This window comes from Bradyrhizobium japonicum USDA 6 (genome assembly GCF_000284375.1).
GTDB classification, from domain to species: Bacteria; Pseudomonadota; Alphaproteobacteria; order Rhizobiales; family Xanthobacteraceae; genus Bradyrhizobium; species Bradyrhizobium japonicum.
In genome coordinates this window covers 8,552,442-8,576,305 of record NC_017249.1, presented here as the reverse complement: position 1 = coordinate 8,576,305, position 23,864 = coordinate 8,552,442, and the positions used below count along the sequence as shown (strand labels likewise).

Sequence of the window (23,864 nt, the reverse complement as noted above, 5' to 3'; positions counted from 1 at the left end):
GCGACCAGCCATCGCTACGTCCCTGCTCTTGCGATTGGATCAAACAACGGTACGGCTGTGCCGCGGTAGACTTTCACGCGCGGCGATCGCCCACTGCCGAAAATCTGGTCGGCAAGGCAGCGGTCCACAAATTTCACTAGGCCGGCCTTGTCCTCTTGCGGATCAGACGCGAGTTGATTGATCGCATCCATGATCGACTTGCGCTCTCCGTCGTCAGGTGGCTGCCGCAGCAATAGCGAGCAGACGCGGAGCCTTGCCATGGCGTTGCCATCGAGATCCCCCAGTGCTGCGACAATGCTCGGGTCGGACAGTGCTTGACAGGGCAGATGCATCTCCAGCACGGCGGCAACCCCGTCCTCAAAGGCGCCGAGATCGAGAATGGCGGTTGCCGTGAAATCCCTGGCTTCAACCGCCAGGATCAGTGCGTTGATCTTGGCGTACGTACCTGCCGCGCGGGTATCGACAGTGATCGGGATCGCGACAATCACATCGACAGAACTTGGCAGCGTCTTGGTGGTGGCGAGGCGATAGGCCGCCTTTGCGATGGAGCCGGACGCCGGCAGGACGGCTGGATCGGCCGGCAACACGGTGTTGAGCGGCGAATAGTTCGCAAAGCGGCTCTTGGCCTCCTTGCGCGCGGCAACGACGCGACGCATTTCGGCGCAAATGGGTCCGCTGATCATGGTCTTGAAATCTGCCGCGTTGTAACCGGTCCTTGGGATGAGAGCACGGACACTTTGGCGCTGCGTGATGCCGCCGGCGCTACTGGCGAGCGTCGGCCATGTCCATCCGCCAGTCTGGGTGGTGCTGACGTCGGCCGGCAGGGTCGATGGCCACGGAAGACCCGCGGCGAACGCGGCGGTGGTGAATTGTCTCGGCTGGTCTGCCGGCGGAGGCCAATTGGTGCGGGCCCAAAGATCAAGGAATTCCCAAATGTCCTTGGCTCCCACAATGGCCCGGTAGTCTTGATAGACATCGCGCCACGCCGCGACGGCTGCGGTAAAGGCCGGCCAGCCAGTGTTGACGGCGGGGACATGCACTTCGAAGGTGAGTGTCGTGGTCGGCGCAACGACCGGCCAGATTCCGGCCGCGCCAAAATCTTCCGGCGCAAGCACGAATTTGCGCAACGGGTCGCCGCCACCGCTTGTAGGATCCGTCGTGGCGATCGATGGCGCGAATTTTTCCGATGGCAGCGTCGCGTCGCCCTTTACCAGCACCGACGGATAGAGTTTCCAACATATCCCGTTGACGGCGGGCGGCTCGACGGGGGGAGACGTCGGCGACGACGGGTCGAACAAGGGGCCGACCAGGTTCATCCGGTAGCCGGATGCTGCGGCCGGCTGCCCGGGCACTGGTATGACTGGCCGCTGCTGTCCGATGATGTCGAGTTCAGCCGATGCGGCCGACAGCCCGGCGTCATCAGTCGCGACAACGCCGATCTCATAGCGCGCCACTGGATCGGGCAACATGAAGACGTCGGGAATATTGTTGGCTTGCAACCAGACTTTCCGCGAGTCCTGCGGCATCGAATCGAACAACCGCGCAAGGGGAAGACGGAAGGTTACCCAGACGCGATCGGGATTGTTCAGCCTTTTGACACACCAGTCAGGCGGCGGAGTGGGAGCATTGATGTCACCAGGCTTGGGCGGGACGCTCGGCCTCCACGGCAACGCGAGTTCGTAGTGCCCTTCCTCGATCGTCGCGACGACCGGCTCCGACACCACCACGCCGGCCGAGGCAAATGCTGCGACATGGGTGCGGAAGAAGAACGGAAGCGCTTCGGTGCGTAGCGCTAGAGCACCACGCCAGCCATCAGTGTAGCGGCCGGGGACAAAGTCGGTCTTGCCCTGCGGCGGAGGCAATTGCGCAAGTCCGCCGAACTCGTCGCTGCTGTCGATCAGCTTGAACGGGGCAGGGCGATGGTCCCAGCCGCCAAACGCCTCCGTGGTGTCGATATTCGCTTGCAGGTCGTTGGCCCAGCTCTGCATCGGGAATTCACGCCAGAAGCCGAACGAGACGGTCTCGAACGACAACGCGCCCTCGACGGTGACGTTGGCCTCGGAAAGAACTTCTTCCGGATGTCGTGAGTAAAGAAACTCGAGCACCTTGCGCGGCGCGGGATCGGTGGCGGCGGTCGGTGGCAGAATCTCGATGCGCCGGGCATCGACGAGGACCGGAGGCGCCAAAGGTTCGCTTCGCGGGATCACAACGTCGAAGAATCGCTGGCTCCAATTGTTCTCGAACTTTTGTTGTGCGTCGGTGCTGTCAGCCAGCACGTCGACCCAAGCGCCGCCGAGTCGCGGCGGCTTTGGCGGAACGTCGGGGTCAGTCGCGTGGGTCAGCGCATCGGTGAAAGCCTCGTACCTTCCGTATGGGCGTACCGCGTACCGCTTCAAGCGCCGCTTGCGGTCGTCATGCGTGAACAATACCTCCATCGTGCCGTCACCGGCCACGCCGACGCGCCAAGGATCCGGGCGTGAGACCTCGGCGATCGCGAACAACGGCATCTTCGTCCGCTCCGGCCGCGACGCAGGCCCGTGTTCGATGAAGCGCCGCGTCCATTCGGGAATACGCGCCACCACGGTCGGCTCGTCGGTTGCGTTTGGCCACCCATCCGGCAGGCGGCGCAGCGCGTAGCTGCGGAAGCGCTTGATTGCGTCCAGCAAGGACTTGTGCCCCCCCGGCCCGGCCAGTGCGCTGTACCGCCGTGCCGTCATCTCCGGGAAGCGACCGAAAGGCTGCACCTTGCAATCGTCGGGTGATGCGACCTGCTCGATGTCGGCGCCGGTGACCCATGCCGCGCCGGTAGGCTGGCCGAACACGGCCGCTGCATCGGCCAGGTTGACGGTGACGCGCGCAAGGGCTGCAATGTCGCCCTTCTTGAGTTTGCTAGCGTCGATTTCGAGCGTTTGCTGCTCGCCGGCGCCGTCGAGCATGGCCTCGCGCAAGGTCTTGACCGCATCGCCGGTATCGGCCTTGGCGATCAACGTCACGATCGGGGGTTTCGCCAGTCCGGACGAAAGATCGATAACCTCTGCAATGGCCACCAGCCCCTGGGCAGGATTGAGGCCGTTCAGATCGATTTGGATTTTCGCCTTGTCGGTACGGTCCGGGAAGGCTGACTTGATGGCGAAGTACGCCACGACCTTATCGATCGGCTGGCGGCTTCCGCCCCTTTCATCGCCGCTGTCGACCCAAGCGCCGGCAAATCTATCGACGGTCGGTCGCAGCGAAATCTGGACCAGCGACAACGCCTTATCGTCAAGAAGCGCAGCTACTTCGTTGGCCGCAACGCCACTCATGCCGCCGTCGAACGAGGCCAGCGACATGGTCCCGCCGGCGTGGGTGACGATATCGACGAACGGCGAGCCGAAATCGGTCAGCGGATATCTCCGCAGAATCTCATCAAAGGCGGTCCGCAGGATCTCCAGCGCATCGGCGGGAGGGACATAGTCACGGGCCTCGGTGTCGTAGAGCTTGAGGCCCGCGGCGAGCCCGAGGCTGCGCATGATACTCCAGCCGTAGGGATCGCGCTGCACCGGCGTTTCATCGAACCAGCCTGCGACCTCCTTTGCGCCGATCTTGGGCGATTGCTCCAGAACCGGTTCGTAACGGCGATACCGCGGTCCCGGCCTGGTCTGCGCCGCGATCTTGAACGGCTGTGGACCTGGACCGGGCGTACCTGGTGTTGCGCCGAGATTGATGACGAGTTTCGCCGCCGCCTGCTGCGCGCCAAGTGCTGCGACTTGTACGCCGTCGAGTCGCAGGGCCAGCCGACTGATCGCGGTCATGATCTGGTTGACGATGTCGGTCCGACTGGCTGCCGTTTTCCCTTTCGGAACTTCGAGCCGTAATTCGGTGATTTGACCCGCCGGCGGGAACTGGAAGTCCTGGCCGAGTTGGAAGCCGAGCGCCGGCACCAGGCCGCTCCAGTCTGCGATGGAGAATTGGACCGAGGGTCCGATGTTGGTTGCCGGGTCGGATAGCCACGTCTCGATCGCCTCTATAGCCGGCTTGGCCAGATCCAACTGAGGGTATCGCAGCCTGAGGCGCGGCGCGGTCTGATATCGCGCCCAGTCGATGACGTCGGCGAGCACGGGATGCACGGGCGGGTCGAGATCGATCTGCCAGTCGGTGCTACCAAGCACGATGTCCGGCGCGCCGGTCGCGCCGGGTTTGAGGGCCCGGACGGTGATGCGCGCGTTGCGGAACGGTGCGGGGTTCGCTTCAAATGCCGCGCGAATATCCGGAGCGTTCGCATTCCAGACCAGGTTTTGAAAGAGTTCGCGCAAGACCGCGGCGGTCCATTGTGCCTTCAGTCCTTCCGGATGCAGGATTTCTTCGGCTCCGTCGGCCAGAAGCCGCCGCACCTCGCCGCTGAGTTGATCGCTAATCTTGAGTGCAACGGCAATGCGTTCAGGCCGACCGTTGGAGAGCAGTTCGGTCAACAGCGGCTCGTCAACATTGATCGCCAGCGAGCGGCGCAAGATCCGCTCCGGCCAGACAAGGAAGGATTCCGCAGGTGAATACCACGCGCCCTGCCTTATGGAGCTCGACGCCAACAGCCGGCTGGTTTCACTTGGATAGTGCGCCTCGAGCTTGGCGAAATCAATGATTTCGGCTGGATCGAGCCGCGCCAGCGACGGCGGTAAGGCTTGAACGCGCGCCAGGTGGCCTGCGGGAGGATCACGTGTGAAAATCAGTGCCAGAATTTTGCCATTGGCGAAGGGAGGCTTGCCGCGTACGGGCTCGACGATGAGTTTGCGATAGCCGCGCGCGCGCACGCATAATTTGAGATCGAAGGTCAGGGCGTTCGCCAGATTGTCGATCTGGACTAGGCGGATCTGGCCTTTGGCAGCGTCGCCGGAATCGTCAAGCCGGTCCAGCGCCGCCAAATCGCCGCCGACGTAGATCGCATCCATCGTGCCATCTACGGTGTGGATGCGCAGTGCGGTGCCAGGATTGGCATCCACGGTGGAATTACTGAATGGGTAACGCAGGCTCAGCGCCGCCGGGGCACTGGTGGCGCCTTCGGCTTCGCCGGCGACATCGAGCTCGAAAATGTCGTATCCACCGAAGTACAACGCAGACCGCTTGGCACTATGGTCCGCGGCCAGCGTGTCTGATGCGGCGGGCCGGGCGTTCCATCGAACCTTCGTAGCGACGCGGCGCGCAGCATCGCGCATGCGCCGAACCGGCGGCGTACCTGTTGAGCCGTCGTTCCAGCCGAGCAATTGGGCAAGGGTGGCATCCTTGTCGGGGTGCAGGATGGTGACCCGGCCGGCGTCCCCATCGAGATCTTCCGACAGCAACGGCGCCGACTCGATTTTGACCGGGTGTTCGAATACTTCGACCGGCGCGGCGACCGCCGGTAAATTGTCCTTGGTAGCGACGCCGGTCAGATCAATCAGGATCGTTGCGTCCATCGGGCACCACGGCGGCTCAACGCCTTTAAGGCCGAGGTCAAGCTTGGGCTGGATCGCGAAGCGAACGCCGATCGGTCCGCTGTCGAGCCGATTCCGCGCTGTCCGTTTTGCTCCGATGGCCTCCCTGAAGCCATCCAGGTTATCAATCATGTACCCCGGCTTCGGCGGCAATGCCGCGGCCACGACCCCGGTCGGGTCGTCGAAGCTCGGCTCCTTTACCTTGCCTGCGTCGGGTCCGGGCAGCACTCCATCGGTCAAGGTGATGACGAAATCCCGGTCTGTCGGGCGCTTGATCGCGAAGTCGGCCGCGGACGGCCGTGCACGGGCGTCGCTCACCGCATCCGAACCATAGAGCCCGATCGGAACCGCAAGTTCATTCCGGACCCGCACGACGTAGGAGCGCGGCGACTTCAGGTCATTGCGCTTCTTCGGGTCGGCGGCCGGGTGGTCGGCAGCGTCGTCGATACCGAGCGTAAAGGTCGGTATGAAGGAGGCCGTCGAGGTAACGTCGGCGATTACCTGGTCTTTGCTGCCGCGATATTCGAAATGCAGCACCGCACGGCTGACACTTTTGCGCGCCGGCTTGACCGCTTCGGTTTGCAACACCAGCGGCGTCGGCGGTCCATCTGTGCCGGCCGTGTCGACCGGCACAACGACGTAGCGCAGCACATTGGGTGGCGGGTTCGGAATGTTCGCCGGTGGTCCGCCCGGCTTGCTCGCGGGTATGTTCGACGGCGGCAGCAGCAAGCGGCGCAGCTCATCGGGAAGGTCAGACAGATCGTCGACGAATTGCGCGTTGGGTCGCACGAAACGCCAAACGAAATTGGCGGTGACCGGGTCGCGCACCAGACGCATGGGACCGGCCGCCTTGGTCGTGATGCGCATCGGCTTGTACTGGCTGTCGACGCTATCCGGCGTCGTTACGACGCGCTCGATCCGGTAGTGCTTCAGGTTGAATTCAGGGTCGTTCCACACACCGGTCGATGCGCCGAATGCGGGCTCGAGGTCCCAGTCGAGCCGGATGCCGCTCGCGGTCGCTTCGATGACCGGATCGGCCAGCCTCGGCGCGCGCTCCCTGAACATCCGTTCCGGCGGATTGAAGAGATGGACGTTGCCATCGAGCGGAACGATCGAGCTGACTGCGGAATCCACGTTGAAATTTGCGACACGCGGAAGATCGTCGGCTGAAGCCCGTTCGAACAGCTTGTCGATGTCGCCTCGTTTCACGACAAAGGCAATTCCCATGGTCCGGATGTCCAGCCCGACCTCAGCCGCGCCCGCCTGCCAGGAAGCATCGGCGCCGGCCGCAAGCCTGGCTGCGGAATCGCACAACGAGGCGATCGCGGCCGAGCGTCGTTCCTCGATATCGTTGGCTGCGCGATATTCGATTCCGAGATTGATCTGATCTCGGCCCGCTTCGGTGAGCACTTGAGCGGCGGACTCGCGGTTATCCGGCAGTCTCTCGCGGTCAGCCTTGATATGCGTATTCAACGGCTCGTTCAGATCCGCCGCGCCGGCCGCGTTTGGCTGCCGAATGAAACATTGCGACAGGAACCGGCCCATCGGGAGCGCTTCGCCGCCGGACACGGCGATCTTCCAGTCCAGATTGTAAGTCAGCGGCACGGGAGTTGCCGGAGGGGTTCCGAATTGGATAGGCTGCTTGCCTGACTCGGCATCAAGTCGGAACAGATCGACGGGCGTCATCAAAGGAGTGCCGTCTGCTTTCGTTCGCGTCGATATGCGCAGCGCCGTCGGGTAAACACCGCCGCCCGACTCGAAAATCGTCGGCGGTGGGTAGAAGCTGCTGAAGGACTGGCCATCTCTGCTGGTCGGGAGTTTGTTGGTATCCAATCCGGTTTCGGTGTGATCCCGGGGCACGAAGACCATCACAAATCGCTCGTCGTCGCCGGTGCCTTGGTCGCCGGCGACCGGAAACAGCATCGCCCAATACGCGGTCGGCTGCAGCGGCCGCCCCTGCGCGGTCGGGGCCGCGCCGGGTGCGGGGGCGGTCACCGCGTCGTGCTTGTCCAGCGCGTCGTTGGCAGCCTGGTCGGCATCGGCTGCACTAGGTCCGCGCGGCAGCTCCGGTGCCGGCGGCGCGATGCCCTTTTCAGCGTCCGGCATCGCAACCGTAAGGCCAAGCTGCATGAAGCGTTCGACGCGCGCCCGTGCCTCGTCGAGGCGTCCGGGATTGATCGCAAACCCGATACCCAGCCGGATGTGACGACCAAACGCCCCGACGGCAACCGATGCCGCACCACGCGCTGCGATGCTGTTCGGCGTGGCGGCGGCCTCAAGTGCGATCGAGATCGTCAGCGAAATCGAAAAACCGACTTCCAGATGGATGTCGGTGAAACCGACACTGAACTCGAGCCATACGCGAACCTGCAGCGAAAGCGAGATGTCGAAAGCGATCGAGCCGTAGAACAGTGTTTCGCTGAAGCGCTTGACCGAGATGTACGCAATGAATTTTGCATCGATGGCGAAGTCCGCGCGCGCCGCCACAGAAGCGCCGAACGAGCGGCCGCCGACCTGGCCGCCAAATTGGGCGTAACCTCGGGCGCGGAAGGCGATGCCATACAGCATCGAGCCGTCCTCGATGCGGTTGATCAGCCCGCCCTCGCAGACGATCTGGAAGCTGCCGCCGCTCTGCCTCTCCTCGAACGTGAAACCGAGTTCGTAAGGCCAGCCGAATTCCTGGTGGAACAGCCCGGGACGGATGTATGTCGTCGCCGACCACCGAATGTTCTTCATGGCCTTGACGAGCGGCGCCGGCAGTTTTGGATGAGTACCCTCGACGTCGCCGGTGCCATCGGCGATTAGGCGCCCGAGAAACTCCTTGCGCGGGACTGAAAGGTAGACATAACCGCGCAGGGTCGGGTTGTTGCGCCATCCATCATTGACACTGGAATCATGCCAGTCAGCGTAGTTGCGTGCGATCCAGACCCGCGCGTTCAAGAAGAAGGTGAAGTCGCTGCGCAGGGCTGCGACGATGTCGAATAGGATCGGGTTAGGAAGCTCCTTTTCGCCGTCGGCGTTATATTCGGTTTCCTCGGAGGCGCTCTCGATCGTGATCAAGCCCCGTAGCGCCAGCGTGACGCGATTGCCCTCCGCCTCCGGCTCCCACGATTTTACCGAGGCAAGGTTGCCCTGGTATTTGGATATGTCGTCCAGGACTTTGATGAGGTCCTTGACGTTGGTCACCTGATCGGCGCGGTTGAAGGCGGCGAGCGTAAAGCGGTAGCCGAAGCCAAAGCCGACCTCCCGAAGATAGATCGGACCGACCGGGGTCGGTATTTCGATCGAAAGGTCGTCGGCCTCGCCATAAAGGAAAAACGCCTGGCGCAAATCGCCGCCCGGTTTGCGAAGCTCGAGGAAGCCCATCGCGGCGGACATAGCGCCCCAGCCCTTGATGGTCAGCTTGCCGGAAGCAAGGAAGCCGTGGACGGTGACGTCCTTTGGAAGTGCGCCCGGCGAGTAAAGACTCGGCAAGGTATCGTCCACGGTCATCGCCGTGCCTTCGATCGATGCCGCACCGCCGAAGCGTATGCCGAGCGTCAATCCGTCGAACCGGATCTGCGGGAGTGACTGGCCAGCCTTCGGCGGCGCGATCCATAGCTCGTGAAAATCAATTCTCGGGCTGACGATATCGCCGGCTTCGACGAAATTGACCTGTCCGGAAATCGACAATGCCGGCTTGCCGCCGAACGCCGGCGAAGCCGGATGGAATCCGATGCCGCGCAGCTCGAAGTTGAATAGATTGAAGAAGTTGAATCGCTTGGCCGGAACCACGGCGACCTGGAACTTAATCGCGCGCAGCAGCATCGACGAATCCCGAGCGAGCGGCGCCTTGTCCAGGGTGATGGTAATGCTACCGAGGTATTTCAGCAGCCCGTCGGTGAATTCGCCCTCCCGTGGCTGGAATACCGCGGTCCCAGTCAGGGTGAAGTAGAAATGATAGCCGGCGCCATTGCCGGTAAAGTTCTGAAATTCGAGGCCAAGCGCGGTGATAGTCAGCACGAACCGTGTGGCGTGGCAAACGATCGGATCGTTGGCCTTGTCGAGTTTGGCTTCGGCGCTCTGCACAATCAGCGAGCCGTCGCTTCCCCTTCCCATCGAGATGGAAATCGTGGCGTTGGCTTCGCCGACCAGTTCAGGAGGCAGTTGCCCGGAGCCTTTGATCGAAAATGCCTGGATTTCGCTGTTCTTGATCGAGAGCCCGCCGCCATCGAAGCGGAACGGCATGTCGACGCCGGCGAGTTGCACCGGAGTGTCACGGTCGACCTTGGCCGCCAGGTCGAGCCCGCTGCGCGACATTCCGAGCTCATCGACATGAAACACGATGCCGCGGCCGCCGCTGGCCACCTGGCCGTAGGCAAGGTCGAGCCGCGCCTCAGGAGCCAGTGAGAGGCGCACGTCGCCGCTCGAGAAATCCAGCCCGAAGAACGGAAATTTGCCGGCAGGCCAATCGGCGCTTCTGGGCGCATTCAGGACGATGTTGCCGTTCAGGCCAAGCAAACTGAAATCCGATTTGCTGGCTTCGCCGAAGATGCGGACCTTATCGCCGCCGGACAATCGTACGCTGAAATTCGTGAGGTCGATGTGGACGTTGAGATCGAAATCGACATTTGCGTCCTTGATTTTCAGCGTCACGCTGATCGGCAGATCAAAGGCACCGTTTCCGACCGGAACAGCAGATTTCTTCGCGGTGACCTGGATGTACTGGCCGAGCGCGTCAACAAACTTCGGCGTACTCTGTTTGGATGATTGAAGGAACGGCAGCAGCCTGTCGGTCTGAGCCTCGATGTTGACATCGACACTCGCCCAATCGAGCGGCGAATAGGTGATCGCGCCCGTCATGCGCGCGACCATCAAGCCCGCGGGCAGGCTGGTCCCGGCCGGCGGCATGATCGGCGTCGCCTGGACTGTCGCCTTGCAGGCCTGCATGAATTGGGCCTTGCCGCCACTCAGGCGGATGACCGCAATCGCCGTCGTAGTATTGAATTTCGCGGTGGCTTGGATCAGACGCTTATCAGCCCGTTTGCCGTCCGGGTCGGTATCCCTCACGGCTTCCACGCCGGCGTCGCGCGACAGCCAGAGATCGGTTCCCAAGGTTGCGAGTGAACCTACCGGCGGTACGGCCATCAGCGCGACGCTCGGCGAGCCATCCAGCTCGACGAGGAGCATCGGTTGCCAGTCCAGCGGTATGTCGATGCTGAGGCCGAGCTCCTGACCTGAAAAATTCCCGCCCGGCGCATTGACCCATGCCGGCGTGATGACGATTTGGCGCAGCGCATAGCTGCGCGCGTCGAGCCGCACCTCCACGACGATTGCGATGCCGGGGCCGCTCGTCCCGAGGGCCTTGATTGCATCCCACAGCATGCGCATCAGCTTCGCCAGGACCTCGGCGACCGCTTCGGCGACGCCGAGCAGCGAACTGGCGGCGGAGCCGGCCTGCTGCGCCAGCCAGCGCACTGCCGCCGCCATCATGTCCGCGAAACGTTCGAGCACCTTGAGAACATTTGACAGATCGGGGACGTTCGGACCCTGAACGTGGAGCGCCGACACGAACCGGACCAGCGCCTGGGCAAGATCGGCCGCTTCCTGCGCTGCCAGCGCGACAAGTTTGACCGGATAGGGTTCGACAATTTCCAGCGCGGTCAGTTGGCCCGACGAATTGCCGGTAAGGGTGTCGAACGTCTGTGAATAGGCGGCATGAACGGCGATCAGCAGTGCCGGATCGTTCTTGGCGCGGACCAGGATGCGCGGCATGTTGAGCGTGGCGGTGACGCCCACCGCCGTCGGATTTGAGAGGTCGACCGGGGGCATAGCGAGGCTCAGCTCCGAGGCCGCCAGTTCGATCTTGAACGGCAGCGCGTCGGGCTTTTCGATGGTGGTCGCTGGCAGATCGATGGGGGGCACGCCGGTCGGGATGACTTTCCCCGCAAGCGACAATGTGCCGGCGGCATCGAGCGTGATGCCGAAGCCGTTGATCGCAGCGATATCGGTAGTGTGGCCTGCGCTCTCGTAGATCAGCGTACCATCGCCGCGCTGCGCCGGACTGGTGGTGATCTCCAGCTGCTTCTGCGCGTTGATCGCCAGTGTGGGCTTGGGCGCGGTAGCCCATCGGATCGATATCGGCCACTTGCCGAGATCGAGTTTCGGAATCGGTAGATCGAACTTGAACAGATTGATCAGACCGCTCAAATCGAGCGCGGGCCAGCTTAGTTGGGGCCACGGGATCTTCGGCCAGCGCAGATGCAGCGCGGGAAACTGGGGCAGCGGGTGCAGCGATATCGAGGGCAGCAGATCGACCACTTCGTTGCGGGTCAGCGAGACCTCAAAGCGGACGTCAGCGCGGGTGATTTGGTTCGGCACCGATATCTGGCCAGTTCCGGTCAGCGTCGCGGTCAGCAGTGGAGTATCGTCCTGGCCAGGATCAAAAGCCGCAATGTCGATACCGAGATGGGCCTCGAAAGCTCCGGCCGCTGCGAACGGTATCCCGCTGATGCCGAAAAAGCCTGCAGCCGCAAGGTCTATCGATACGCCTTGAAGCGCTTGCCGCAGCGTGTCCCGTTCAGCTTCGGCGGCTGCGGCCAGCGCGAATGCCGCACTGTCTCTGAGGGACTTGATGTCCTTTTGGATCTGACTCCAGGACTTTAGCTTCCACGGATCGAGCGCGACATCCGCGTCTTCGATCAGGATAGATTCTAGTGGATGGCCGGGCGTCTGGGATGCATGGGACGGAATTACAAACGGATTGATTTTGATTCTTCCGCTGCCTTGCGGCGTCGTGACGAGAATCTCCTCGACCTTGAATGGATCGTTCGGGGTTAGGCCCGCGATGGTCAGCGCATTCGTTGCGCCGGAGAAAAAAATTATGCTCGCCGCCATCCACGCCCCCGGTGTCGGCATTGAGTTGGCGAAATATGCCAACAATTTTCAGTTGTATCTTGCCATTCAATCATAAATGATAGGCCATTGCCAAGCGACATCGTCAGATTTTTAGAAATGGTTTTTCAACCGCGCCGGGGGACGCAAGATGGCCGATCAGCAATTACTCGCGATCGTGTGGGGAGAGACCTCGGGGCTCGCGGCTAAGGATGGTAGCAATCAGACGCTCGCACGATTACACGCGGTGGTCGCTAAGCTGGCCGCCGCCGCTCAGCGCCGCGGTCTCGGTGGAAATCTGAAACAGCAACTGGCGCCGCGCGCCAACGACGCAGTGGCAATGGTCACCTACAACGCGATGTCGTCGACGGTGAGCGCAGTCGAGACGAACACGTATCGCGCCGAGATGGAGTTGCCAGCGCGCGCAGTGCTCTGGGAGGTCAACGAAAACGGCGCGCCGCCGCGCGACAATTTGCCGCCAACATCCGTCGCCTGGATGTTCGACGCGGATGTCACGTCCGGCGGCGATTTTGTTGCCGGTACCGGCGCCGATACGCGAACCTACCGGCTCTTTGAATCGCCCAAACTTCCTGCCGAGGACGAGTTGCCCTACGTCTCCGGTTATACCGATTCCGGTGTCGTTCGGCCTTCGGACCGGCGACGCTGGTATCGAAGCCCAGCTTGGGGGATAGGACTTTCCGGCGGCGCGCTTTTTTTCTAGCGGCTTTCAGCTTGCTGTGGACCGCGAGCAGCTTCAGCCTAGCGTATGATCTGCTCGCGAATCGGCAGATCGAAGACGGTCAGAAGTTCAGCAGTTCCCTGCCGTTGCCGGCGTGTCCAGCTGGAGGGGGGCCGGATCAGAAGGCTTGCGAAACCGCAGCCGACACTCTAAAAGGCAAGAGCGGCACAGCGCTGGATGACGCGAGAAAGAGTCGTGACAAAAAACTGTATGACCTCTTTTCCGATCAAGGACCTACGTGCGTTGAACGGTTGACGAAATGGGCTGACGAAACGAAACCGCCAGTTGATCCGAAAACGAAGAAGCCGATTTCGGCCGACGATCAAGCCAAAAATCTGTTCTGCCTTGCCCTGCTCGGAGACGCGGTCAAGTTTGCTGCGCAAAATCTCGTCATCAAGGCCGACACGTGGGTCGGACACGCCGCACAATTCGTGGGTTGGTGGCTGTTTGGCTGGCATGTGCCGACGAGCGGAGCGCAGGCCGTGTCGCTTGGTATGCCAACGGCTCTGATGATGCTCGGCGTGATCCTTGTGCTTGTTGGGTTGGGCAAGGGCGTCAACGGTACTCCACTTGGTGCGCTGATCAGTCCAAATGGCCGATACTCGCTCGCGCTCGCCCAAGTGACCTCCTGGACTGTTCTCGTACTGACGAGCGTGATGGCGATCGCTATCTTCAACGGAGGTCTTGTCTCCGAGATGGTCCGTAATTTCCCAAGAGCGGTGAGCGACCTGCCCAATGCTGTCAAGAATGGATTCTTTCCGGATATCCCTACCGGGATCTGGGGTGTGCTGGGGATTTCGTTCGGGTCAACCGTCTTGTCCACGCTGATCAAGTCAATCAAGGGCACCGACGATTCGCCAACGGTTGTTTCGTCCGAGAGGTCGCAGCCAGTCGGCAGCGTGACCATGTTCAAGGACAAGGTCGCGGGATACGACCCGCGGCACCGCGCCTCCATTGCAGACTGGTTCCTGGGTGAAGACACCGACAACAAGGACAAGATAGACATCACGCGCGTGCAGATGGTGCTGATAACGTCCGGGCTGCTTGTCACCTACGGAAACGCGATCTTCGCGGCGGTCCGCGATCTCACTGCGCAGGAAATCTTGCTCGTGATCCAGAAGGTTGATGTCCTCATTGGCGCTTTGCCGCCGGTAGGAACGTCAATGGCCGCCATGCTGGCTGTCAGTCACGCCACCTATCTTGTGGCAAAGGCTGCTGACACGCCGTCGCCAAAACCAGTGCAGCACTAACCGCGCGGACTTTCCGGCATCGTTCGCCGATCCGCACGCCCAGACAATAGCCGGTCCAATCGGTTTCGCAAGCCTGCAAGCGCTTGAGGCGCGCAGTGTCGCGGTGCGTATCGCTCTGTCGCTCCGGGCATGGCAAGATGCGTAGCCACGATCGGCTTGATCAGGACGACTGGCTATCGGAAGCACCGGCTCTGGGTGAAGGCGGAAACTCTGTTTCCGAGACGGACGAATTTTGACGCCCTCAATGTCAGAGTTAGACTTAATGTTGAAGAGCGGATCCATCTGATCTGCTACCTCCAGCGCCCAACGCGCCCATTTTTCGAATTCTGGCACTTGCGCTACTTCTGATCTGCGTCTTGCCTCGACGTATTCACGTATTAGCCTGGCATTTCGCCAGTTCTTGGCCTCGGTTAAAAGCCCATCGCGGCGCGCCTTCTCCTCGGCTGCAATGCGTTCCCGTTCTTCGCGTTCAGCTTTCTCCTTAGCTTTGCGCCGTGCTTCGGCTTCCCCTTCCTCACGCTTGCGCTGCCACGTCGCCATCTCGGACTGCCATCGCCGCGATTCGCGTTCACTCACAACAGCAAGGCCGATCACAATTTCAGTCAGCTTGTCTTCGAGCTTACCTGCATCATCATCCATCCAACTCGAAATAATATCTGGATGGTGCCGACCACCTTCAGCCCGTAGCTCCAGCTTGTCCTTTGCGTCCGCATCGTCAGAGCGCCGGTTACGGGCCTGACGCTTCTTTGGGGAACCCAAAGTTATGCTGACGCCCGCAGGTCCGCGGATTGAAATCTCGCGTGCCTCCCGATCGCGGATGTAAGCACTTCCTCCCCCCACCCTGGCAAAGGCGAGAAAGATTGAGTTGAGAATGCGTAGACGCCGCCGTTCGTAGGATGATTCGAAACGAGGCTTCTCCCAATGGAAGGAGCTTGCTGCCATCTTCTGACGAATCGTTTCATCGCGATTGAGCAGTTTGGCGATGGCGGGATCTGCGCGCGTCAGGTCGCGGGATAAGCTTACTTTGCCGAGACGCTTCCGAAACCGCTCCGTCAGCACATCTATGTTCTCCGGTTCGCCGTCAATGCCGGGCTCACCGGTAATCCGAGCTTTTAGTTCGGGCGGCAATGCTCCACCCATTTCAATCAGATTGATCGTTGCGAGATCGCGCGGAGGAAGAGGCGTTCGCGTAACCTTTTGACCAACATGCAGCTTGTTCCAGTATCCGCGTTCCGGGATGGGTATATCCGCCTTGCCGCAGTGCTTGGCTATCGCCACGTCAGAAATGCCGATCGCTTTGCAAATTCGGCTCATGGCCTCCGGCCAAACCAATTCATAGAGTTGTTCGCGCGTTAAGCGTAGCGTCACTTGTTTCTCTCGCGGGATTCGGATTTAGGTGCTGCAACTAGGCCCTTTTGGCAGGCGCCGCTGCAAGCGATCGGATATCCGAAGTGCGAAGCTAAGACTAGAAATCCGAGCAGGCCTTGGCCCGACTATAGCGGGCATCACCATCGAACTAGGGTAAGCGGCGTCCTGCGGCCACGTTTCGGATGAAGTGGTAATCTGCGAGCCTGCGGTTAGTTTCGACCGCTAGGCGTAGAATGGACGCAGTGCATAGTGCTATCACGGAGCCGGTTCGGCGTCTGGAAGTCTTCACCGGCGCCGGTCGTCGGCGGAAGTGGAGCGACGAAGACAGGGCGTGGATTGTTGCCGAGATCGTTGCGAGTGGTGACTCGGTCTGTGCCGTGGCTCGGCGCCATGGATTATCGCCGCAGTTTGGTTGGCGCCGCCAACTGCGAGAAGCCGCGGCCGAGCGTTCCCGATCGGAAGACTTGCAGTTCGTGCCGGCCGTGGTAGGCGCGGTCGCGCAGACGCCTGTTCTTGGCAATGAGCGCAAACCGCCGCGATGCAAGTCCAGGTCCGACGTCGGAATGATCGAGATTGAGGTCGACGGCGTCACGATCCGGGTCGGCCGTGGCGCGGATGCGACGATGATCGCGGCCATCGTTCAGGCGCTGAAGGCTGGCCGGTGACCGGTCCATCCGGGACGGTTCGAGTGATGGTGGCGACCAAGCCGCTCGACTTCCGCAAGGGCGCAGAAGGGCTGTCCACACTGGTGCGCGAGAGCATGCTGGCCGAGCCGTTCTCGGGCACGGTGTATGTGTTTCGGGCCAAGCGAGCGGACCGGATCAAGCTGATCTTCTGGGACGGAACGGGTCTGTTCTTGTTCGTCAAGCGTTTGGAGAACGGCGTCGCTGGCCGAAGATCGAGGATGGCGTGATGCGTTTGTCGGCGGCGCAATTGTCTGCGCTGCTGGAGGGGCTGGACTGGCGGCGGGTCCATGAGGCACGGGAGACGGCGACACCGACGCAGCCCGGATAATTGTTAGCAGCGCTGCGGCGAAATGAATCAGACGCCCCGCGCTCGTCGCAAAGTGCCGCCGAGTGTGATCTGATTTGCTGGTGCCGAGCGACTCCCTGCCTGACGATCCTGAGATATTGAAAGCGATGCTGCTCGCCGAGCGGTGCGAGAGCGAGCGGCTGTGCCAGATCATCAAGGAATTGCAGCGCCATCGCTTTGGCCGCCGGGCGGAGACACAGCGCGAGGAGCAGATGCTGCTTGGTCTGGAAGACGTCGAGCAGGTCGCAGCGTGCGGCGAAGCAGAGCAGGATGCGAGAGCGCCCGAAGGTCGCGTAACACGGGCCCGCAATCGTCGCATCAATCGTGGAGCCCTGCCGGCGCACCTGCCGCGGATCGAGGTCGTCGTCGACATCGACGCCAAGACTTGTCCCTGCTGCAAGGGCAAGTTGCACCGGATCGGCGAGGACAAAAGCGAGCGGCTGGACCTAGTGCCGGCGCAGTTCCGGATCTTGGTCACCCGGCGGCCCAAATAGGCCTGCCGATCCTGCGAGGACGGCGTCATGCAAGCGCCGGCTCCGGCGCGGTTGATCGAGGGCGGGCTGCCGACCGAGGCCACCGTCGCCCAGGTTCTGGTGTCCAAATGCGCCGATCATCTGCCGCTGTACCGGCAGGTCCAGATTTACGCGCGGCAAGGCATCGCGCTGGATCGCTCGATGCTGGCGTGAGAGCGCATAGCGGATGGCCTCGGCGAGCTTGCCCTTCTGGCTGATCAGGGCGAGCTTTGCGCGTAGCCAATTCTGGAACGTATCGGCGAGTGGCCGACTCTTGCGCTGCCGGATGAGGCACCGCTCTTCGGCACTGCGGCCCCGGATGTTCTTCTCGATGGCGTAGAACTCGGTTGTGCTTGAGCGCCTCGCTGGCAATTGGCGCCGGGCCGGGGGTGGCGAGTTCGTAGAAGTTGCGCCGCATATGCACCCGGCAGAACGCGAGCGCAACGTCGCCGCGCTCGGCGAGCTTGCCGTAGCCGGCATAGCCGTCGACTTGAAGAATCCCCTTGAAGCCTTCGAGATGAGCGATCGGCCGTTCGCCTTGCGGTCAGGGGCGTAGACATAAGCGACGCATGGCGGATCGGCGCCCACTCCATGGCCGGTCATCCACGGCATAGGTCCACAGTTGCCCTGTCTTGGTGCGGCCACGGCCCGGATCGAGCACCGGCACCGTTGTCTCGTCGGCGAACAGCTTTGATCTTTGCCGGAGCGTGACGAGAAGTCGTTCGTGCAGCGGACGCAGGTGCCAGGCGGCATGGCCGACCCAATCCGTTGGGAGGGACTGACGCGCTTCATCGATGATGGCCGTATCGAACTCGACAAGAATGCCGTCGAACGCGCGATCCGTCCGATCACCCTCAATCGGAAAAATGCGTTGTTCGCAGGCTCCGACGGCGGTGCCGAGCATTGGGCAGTGATCGCCTCCCTGATCAAGACTTGCAAGCTGAACGATGTCGATCCGCTTGCCTACCCGACCGATGTCCTCAACAAAATCGTCAATGGGCATCCAAATAGCGAGATACATGATCTGCTGCCTTGGGCCTATGCTGACAAGCCCGAAATCATGGCTGTAGCCAATACAGTGATCTAAGGTTGGGACGACACTGAAACGGCAGTGGGACCTTTTGCAGATGCCAGATATCTGTGTCATTTTTGATCTGGATGGAACGCTCGTTGACAGCGAGACCCTTTGTAATCAAGCCTTTCTCGACCTGCTGCCGGAGTTGAGCGATCCTGCCGAGGTATTAGTCAAAAGATACCGTGGCAAAAAGCTCTCGGCTATTCTCGCCGATATCGAACATCGTATCGGCGGAAGCCTGCCCGATACGTTTGAAAACAACGATCGCGGGCGCGTCTCAGAGTTATTTGCACGCGATTTAAAGCCTATGCCCGGCGTTGTAGCGATGCTTGATAACTTGAGCCATTACAAGTGCGTTGCATCCAGTGGACCTCCAGCGTTGACGATTTTCGGCTCGTGACGGCTTTACGTAGGCCGTGAACCCACAAACGTACAGGGCTGACGGCTTGTCGAAGTCCGCTCTGCCCCGATAGCCGACGTATTGTTGCACAGCAGCGGAACGGCGAGATGGTCCATTAACTGACTTTGTCTACTTCAATTACGAAGCTGGACTAAGGCCGCATGCCTAGCGTTTGCCGCTTGGTTTGGCAGCCTTCCTCACCGAACCTCTCTTTGCTGCGATGTTTCCCTTCGAAGTATTTGAGGCCTTGGGCTTGCTGCTTGACTTCCTATTTCTGCTGATGCCGGCGTTGGGATCAAGAAAATTCGCCGCGCCGCGAAGTCGACCTGCAGCTCGTTCAATTTCCTCTATGGCCGAACTGACGGATTGAGGCGAAACCTGATAATCACCGTCGCGGGCCTCCAGCCCATACATGTATTTGTGGCGGCCAGTTCGAGGTTTGCCATCAATGAACACGTCGGCGCTGCGTAACAAGTAGCCAATGTGGGGAAGCTGCTTCGAGAATATGTCGTCCAACTCATCAGCGTTGGGAATTTTGAACACGCCTTGTAGGGTGTCGTTTGTGAAATTGATAAGTGTTGCAACTTGGTGCGACGATTCACGCGGCACCATGCCGTTCGCTAGTTGATCCTTGGTGGTCTCAAGAAGCTCTGCAATTTCTCGAAGGTTCTTCCCCAGACGCCCTTTATGCTTCGCGTCGATTTTGAAACCCGCCCCAACAAGCTCTTTTATAAGTCCAATGAATGTCTTGACGACTTTTGGATCGATCATTTGCGCAAACTCCGCCAAGTAACAAAGTAAAGTTGGTACGGCGCCAACGCGATTGTCGGCTCAGGGAATACACTCACCTTACATCACAGAGAAATTCCAGCAATTGGCTCGCATCGTCCATTTACGTCGATTTTGGCATGTCCGCATGTCCGGTAAGGGGGCAATCTCGGAAATGCCGATTGTCCGGCTTCCGCTGATTGAAGGCATCGGTTTGGACGTGATTCAAGCGTCCAAACCGGGGCCTCGAGTCATGCTGCATGAACTCTCGGACTTTGAATGGACCTCTAAGCCTAACCCTTGTTTAGAAACTCGCGTATCCGAGTGCGACTTGTTAGAAGGAAGCCAAGAACGCTGATGATTGCACCAAATGTGAAAGTGATTGTTGTATTCTTCCATAGCCAGTGAAGAAGGCTCGGCGTGAGAGTCGATTGGGTACCACGAACGTCTACGGCGTTGCCATTAAATGCCACATTCAGCGTCGTGGCCGTGGCGCTCAGTTCAAAAGCGCCATTTCCCCTAATTACCGAAAGTGCCTGTCCGCCGAAGGGGGACGTTTTTTCGTCGCCGAAGCCCAAAAATGCGACCGTCGCTGACTGGAGAAGGTTGCTGCGGCCATTCAGTATGCCATTGACGGGCACCCGCTTGTCGAACGCGATTAGGCCCATTTGACCGCTATATTGAATGACGGACAGACGTTCACCGGCTTTTGGCCGTCTCGTCAACAGCACTTCAAGTGCGGGTCCGCTCTGAAAATGAACATTCCTCTTTGCCGTGAGCGCTCCAGCTTGGAGAGGCTTGCCATCGCCATCGAGCAATCGAACAGCTGTGCCATTGAGCGATAAGTCTATGCCGGACCCCGGACCGTGCAGGGACAACCGCATTAGATCGGAACCGAAAAGCTCCACGGAAAGTTCGTCATCCTTCGCGACGTGGATCTCGGCGATAGCTGCGTCTGCCTCAATCTTAAGTCGCTCGTTCTTTACGTTTAGCGGTAACGTGGCCCCGCCTCGGGCGTCCGTGACCGCTGCGGCTCCAGATATTTCGGTGATGTCGTATCCGACGAATGCTAGTCCTTCTCCCTTCAGCCTAACGTCTTTCTCGAATGCGAGACGAACACCTCGGGACGACGCTTCCATTGAAATCAGTCCGGCGGTGGGGTGAATGCTGAGCAATAGCGCAACCAACGCACATGCTATCCCGATAAGAAGAAACCATCCCCCTGGTCCTAGCTTGCCATCGCTCGCATCCGGCGCCTCGCCACTCAACGCAACTGTGAACTGGCTGAGGTGTATGAGTCTGTTGGCAGCTTCTTCAATTGCGTTGGCATCGTTGGCTCGACGGGCAGCGTCGAGTTCGGAGAGTGCCAATTGCTTCTGGCTTCGGGCCCAGTCCTTAGCGGCCTCCAGACCCATGCCGCGCCCCCTTATTTTCGAAAGGACAGGTAGGTACTACCTTCGACGAACTTCCCGTCAAGATTCTTGGTGCTGAAGGTAACCTCGATACAAAACATTCGGGGAATAGCAGCAGGTAGCGTCAATTCTATGGGCGTTGAAGGCGACGAGGATGCCAGGCTCAGAAGCTCGCGATCAACGGTGCACTTATTGGATAGGTCGGAGCGGCCGACGCTGACAGATACATTTCGGGCCGGCGCTGTAAGCATCATCCGAAGCGCGAGGTCGGACTGTTCGGAGGGACCAGCTGACTGTGGCTGGCGCAGAGCTATGGGGAAAAAGATCGTCTGTCCAGGTTGTGCCGGATCTTGGATCCGACCGACCAGGTCCAGGCTAGTCAGAGAGACACCAAGTGGTTTGGCAACATCGTCGAGCGGCCAAGCAACGGCCTTCGCCTTATCGAGCGCCGCGTCGAGACGATAGAAGTGTTGTGCTGTCCTCTCCAAAATGGTTGCAATGGCGCTCGCGCCTTTGGGTATATCGGCGGTGCGAGTTATCGTCACGGTCTTGACCAAAGTGAGGTCTACCCTTGGTAGGACTTCGAGACGCAATATCGCGACACCGACCGAGCCAGCTTGATCTTCCCGAATAGTCCCCTCGCATCGCTCCTCAGAGCGCCGTCCGTACGAACTCGCGCCATGTGCCGGCGATTGGTTGTCCATCGTAAGCACGGCACCACAGTCCATGGCGGCTTGTGACCGCTGAATGGACGAAAAGCTAATAACCGCGACCGGCAAGATGGTCATTAAGCGTGAGCCACTGATACAGGTGGTCATAGATTCTCGCAATTCCGTCGCTGAATGCGGAAGTCGCGTGCTTCGCTGAACTGGGTTTCTTTTAGCTTACTGCAGTAGTCCGTAGCCAGTTCTATCACCACGCGTCTGGCCTGCTGTTGTTGGACGTCTGTCAGCTTATAAAAGATAAGGTCACTGAAGATACGCTCCTTGCCGTTGCGGTACCCGAGCGGGCTACCTCCTCGCTTGGCTAGCAGCCGTGCAATTTGGAAGTTGCCGCCAAAAATCGCTGCTTCAAAAGGCGTTGGTCCATACAACCCGCCCTGATAGTCGCGAAGGTCCACGGGCACACCCATCGCTAGCAATCGCTCGACCAGTTCTGAATTTCCCACAAAAGCCGCGGCATGAAGCGGACTTCCCGTCACGTTATCGCCCACTAACCCTTTGCCAGCGCCGGTGTTCAGGAGTTTTTCAACCATGCTTGACTGCCCTTTGAGGATAGCAGAAACAAGCAGTTGGTCCTCGTCGCCTAGGCCGGCTGGCCTTAACTCGAACAAGGCTGCTGCGACGTCCTCTCTTCCAGCCTTGATCGCTGCATTCACTGGCGTAAGCCCGCCGCAGTTTCCCGTTACGAGCTCGCGGGAGTTTGCCGCTAGGATCATCCTGATCGAAGTCTCATCTCCCTTGCTGAGCGCGGTATTAAAAGGGCACGCGGTACCCATGCCTGCGTCCAGCATGATCTTCAGGGCATCGTAGCGCTGCGCTGCCATTGCCGCGCCAATAGCGGGGCCATAGTGAGCACGCGCGCCGGACTTGATCAAAGTCACGGCCATGTCGATCTGGTTCGCCCAACCGGCAACGGCAAGCGGTGGGTACGGGCTATTCTCATCGTTGAACTTATATGATCGATCGAGATTGATGCGCTTGGCCACGACCGCCTTAAATTTCTCTCGGTCGCCGCCATTGATGGCCCGTCCCAACCGCTCGCCGAACTTGAGTTCCTCGGCGTCAGTATAAATGTTCCACGGCACCCCGGCTTTTTCTGCAATTCTCCGAATCTCATCAAGCCTAAGCGCAAGCGCAAGCGATTCATCGCGCTCTCCCAGAATGTTCAATCCAACGACGTGTCCTTGCTCGTTGAAGACGACCGCGCCAGAGGTCCCGACTTGCGTCGCAAGCCTTTCAACCAGGATTCCACATGCTTTGGTTGTATAAGCGGTGTCGCAGACATCAACGACGACACCTAGCTGTTGGGGGATGATCGGCCGCTGTAAATAGCCCAGAAATGTCACAGCCGTACCGTTCGCTAGTTCGGCGGCGTCCGCCATTAACGTGTGCTTCGTTGTCCAGGTTTGAGGCTTAGGTACCGATAGGAAGGCGATGTCCTCGGAGCCACTGGTACCCGCCGCAGGCAAGGCGATCGGGTCTGCCCGGCCAAAGCTGAAAGGCTTCCCGTCGCTCGAATACCCCCCCAATTGGACGACTTCGGCAACCGGTGGAGTAAATACCCGGCAGTGGATTACGTGATCCGGCACCGCCAAGAAAAGCTTGTCGTCGTTTTCGCCAACGATAAACGCAAAGCCCTCCTTCGCGTTGCAACCCTTGAAGCTGGCGTTCACTCGAAGAAAACTGGCTAGCAGGGAGACTGCCGATGCCCTGAATGTGTCAGACGGGCGCTCCTGTGAGGCAGCACCACCTACCGAGGCTGACCAACTGATTGCGAGGACCAGTGCAACAATAACTGCCTCGCGCAACAATTCGCTCAACAGCACAGCCCTTCCCCAAGTCAAATTGGGACATTATTGTTTGTGCGAACTAGGCACTTAAGTCTATGAAATATAGCCGGATTTTTCTAGTTTCTTGCCCTCACTTAGCTGCCACGCGGTTGCGTGATGTTGGAGCGAAGCAAAGGTAGCATGTCTTGCCAGCATCAACCTTATTGCATTTTGGCCCGCCCGTCACGATCCGAAAGCGTGGACCTTTGCCCTCGGAGGATAGGCTAACGATTAGAGTGGTTGGTTCAACTAGTTCGCCGCTCGTTGGTCGTTTGATGGTCGGCGGATGGATCGGCCATTAACGGAACGGAGCCGGAATTTATCTTCAGGCCGTAGCTCAAACAGTGGTTGCTTGTCCGGCAAGATCGAAAAATGCTCTATTTTTCAATGGGAATTTCCTGATACTCTCTCTGCCTCGAACAAAGGTCTTCTGACGGACG

The 23,864-nt window shown here is 60.1% G+C and carries 13 protein-coding genes and 3 pseudogenes; 8 read left to right on the top strand and 8 right to left on the bottom strand.

Features of this window, described 5'->3' with window-relative positions:
- Nucleotides 1–14: 14 nt before the first annotated feature.
- The gene (locus BJ6T_RS39560; protein WP_014498113.1) at nt 15–12,320 is read right to left on the bottom strand and encodes a hypothetical protein; all 12,306 of its coding nucleotides are present in this window, start codon (nt 12,318–12,320) and stop codon (nt 15–17) included.
- A gap of 148 nt (nt 12,321–12,468) precedes the next feature.
- Between BJ6T_RS39560 and BJ6T_RS48975 the strand changes: the two genes are divergently transcribed.
- Both BJ6T_RS48975 and BJ6T_RS39555 read left to right on the top strand, forming a co-directional pair.
- Nucleotides 12,469–13,038: a hypothetical protein gene (locus tag BJ6T_RS48975; RefSeq protein ID WP_014498112.1), complete on the top strand. Its 570-nt coding sequence runs from the start codon at nt 12,469–12,471 to the stop codon at nt 13,036–13,038.
- A gap of 11 nt (nt 13,039–13,049) precedes the next feature.
- Entirely contained in the window at nt 13,050–14,306 is a 1,257-nt protein-coding gene (locus BJ6T_RS39555) for a hypothetical protein (protein ID WP_014498111.1), read from the top strand.
- Here BJ6T_RS39555 and BJ6T_RS44860 read toward each other — a convergent pair.
- Nucleotides 14,217–15,674 (bottom strand): hypothetical protein, encoded by a 1,458-nt coding sequence (locus BJ6T_RS44860; protein WP_014498110.1) that lies wholly within the window; start codon nt 15,672–15,674, stop codon nt 14,217–14,219. The two genes, BJ6T_RS39555 and BJ6T_RS44860, sit on opposite strands and share 90 nt — an antisense overlap.
- Before the next feature lie 233 nt (nt 15,675–15,907).
- Between BJ6T_RS44860 and tnpA the strand changes: the two genes are divergently transcribed.
- From tnpA to BJ6T_RS49800, 4 genes are all read left to right on the top strand, one after another.
- Nucleotides 15,908–16,339: an IS66-like element accessory protein TnpA gene (tnpA, locus tag BJ6T_RS39550; RefSeq protein ID WP_011084389.1), complete on the top strand. Its 432-nt coding sequence runs from the start codon at nt 15,908–15,910 to the stop codon at nt 16,337–16,339.
- A 26-nt stretch (nt 16,340–16,365) separates the two neighbouring features.
- Entirely contained in the window at nt 16,366–16,587 is a 222-nt protein-coding gene (gene tnpB, locus BJ6T_RS39545) for an IS66 family insertion sequence element accessory protein TnpB (protein ID WP_370141156.1), read from the top strand.
- Between the two features lie 181 nt (nt 16,588–16,768).
- Complete coding sequence (locus BJ6T_RS39540) at nt 16,769–17,200, top strand: IS66 family transposase (RefSeq protein ID WP_011084391.1); 432 nt, start codon at nt 16,769–16,771, stop codon at nt 17,198–17,200.
- Nucleotides 17,201–17,227: 27 nt separating this feature from the next.
- Nucleotides 17,228–17,392, top strand: a complete 165-nt coding sequence (locus tag BJ6T_RS49800; RefSeq protein WP_014498108.1) for an IS66 family transposase — start codon at nt 17,228–17,230, stop codon at nt 17,390–17,392.
- Nucleotides 17,393–17,431: 39 nt separating this feature from the next.
- Here the strand turns inward: BJ6T_RS49800 and BJ6T_RS49795 are convergent.
- Both BJ6T_RS49795 and BJ6T_RS49790 read right to left on the bottom strand, forming a co-directional pair.
- Nucleotides 17,432–17,698: pseudogene (locus BJ6T_RS49795) on the bottom strand (IS66 family transposase); the annotation flags it as partial.
- Nucleotides 17,627–17,948 (bottom strand): annotated as a pseudogene (locus BJ6T_RS49790) (IS66 family transposase); the annotation flags it as partial. The pseudogenes BJ6T_RS49795 and BJ6T_RS49790, both read right to left, overlap by 72 nt.
- Nucleotides 17,949–17,987: 39 nt before the next feature.
- On the opposite strand from BJ6T_RS49790, the pseudogene BJ6T_RS39530 reads away from it, so the two are divergent.
- Nucleotides 17,988–18,305 (top strand): annotated as a pseudogene (locus BJ6T_RS39530) (transposase domain-containing protein); the annotation flags it as partial.
- A 40-nt stretch (nt 18,306–18,345) separates the two neighbouring features.
- On the top strand, nt 18,346–18,693 hold the full coding sequence (locus tag BJ6T_RS39525; RefSeq protein ID WP_011084395.1) for an HAD hydrolase-like protein: 348 nt from the start codon (nt 18,346–18,348) through the stop codon (nt 18,691–18,693).
- A 165-nt stretch (nt 18,694–18,858) separates the two neighbouring features.
- On the opposite strand, the gene BJ6T_RS39520 is transcribed toward BJ6T_RS39525, so the two are convergent.
- From BJ6T_RS39520 to BJ6T_RS39505, 4 genes are all read right to left on the bottom strand, one after another.
- On the bottom strand, nt 18,859–19,464 hold the full coding sequence (locus BJ6T_RS39520) for a hypothetical protein (RefSeq protein WP_011084396.1): 606 nt from the start codon (nt 19,462–19,464) through the stop codon (nt 18,859–18,861).
- Between the two features lie 290 nt (nt 19,465–19,754).
- Nucleotides 19,755–20,876, bottom strand: a complete 1,122-nt coding sequence (locus tag BJ6T_RS39515; RefSeq protein WP_014498105.1) for a hypothetical protein — start codon at nt 20,874–20,876, stop codon at nt 19,755–19,757.
- Between the two features lie 11 nt (nt 20,877–20,887).
- Nucleotides 20,888–21,691 carry a hypothetical protein gene (locus tag BJ6T_RS39510; RefSeq protein ID WP_014498104.1) on the bottom strand — a complete coding sequence of 268 codons (804 nt, stop codon included), beginning with the start codon at nt 21,689–21,691 and terminating at the stop codon, nt 20,888–20,890.
- Nucleotides 21,688–23,421 (bottom strand): ankyrin repeat domain-containing protein, encoded by a 1,734-nt coding sequence (locus tag BJ6T_RS39505; protein WP_011084399.1) that lies wholly within the window; start codon nt 23,419–23,421, stop codon nt 21,688–21,690. Before BJ6T_RS39505 ends, BJ6T_RS39510 begins: the two co-directional genes overlap by 4 nt.
- Nucleotides 23,422–23,864 lie beyond the last annotated feature (443 nt).

Excerpts from the sequence above, each read along its gene's own strand:
- tnpB (WP_370141156.1), top strand. The coding sequence starts at position 16,366 with ATGGTGGCGACCAAGCCGCTCGACTTCCGCAAGGGCGCAGAAGGGCTG.
- BJ6T_RS39510 (WP_014498104.1), bottom strand. The coding sequence starts at position 21,691 with ATGACCACCTGTATCAGTGGCTCACGCTTAATGACCATCTTGCCGGTC.
- BJ6T_RS49800 (WP_014498108.1), top strand. The coding sequence starts at position 17,228 with ATGCAAGCGCCGGCTCCGGCGCGGTTGATCGAGGGCGGGCTGCCGACC.
- BJ6T_RS39525 (WP_011084395.1), top strand. The coding sequence starts at position 18,346 with ATGCCAGATATCTGTGTCATTTTTGATCTGGATGGAACGCTCGTTGAC.
- BJ6T_RS48975 (WP_014498112.1), top strand. The coding sequence starts at position 12,469 with ATGGCCGATCAGCAATTACTCGCGATCGTGTGGGGAGAGACCTCGGGG.
- BJ6T_RS39515 (WP_014498105.1), bottom strand. The coding sequence starts at position 20,876 with ATGGGTCTGGAGGCCGCTAAGGACTGGGCCCGAAGCCAGAAGCAATTG.
- BJ6T_RS39560 (WP_014498113.1), bottom strand. The coding sequence starts at position 12,320 with ATGGCGGCGAGCATAATTTTTTTCTCCGGCGCAACGAATGCGCTGACC.
- tnpA (WP_011084389.1), top strand. The coding sequence starts at position 15,908 with ATGGACGCAGTGCATAGTGCTATCACGGAGCCGGTTCGGCGTCTGGAA.
- BJ6T_RS39520 (WP_011084396.1), bottom strand. The coding sequence starts at position 19,464 with ATGATCGATCCAAAAGTCGTCAAGACATTCATTGGACTTATAAAAGAG.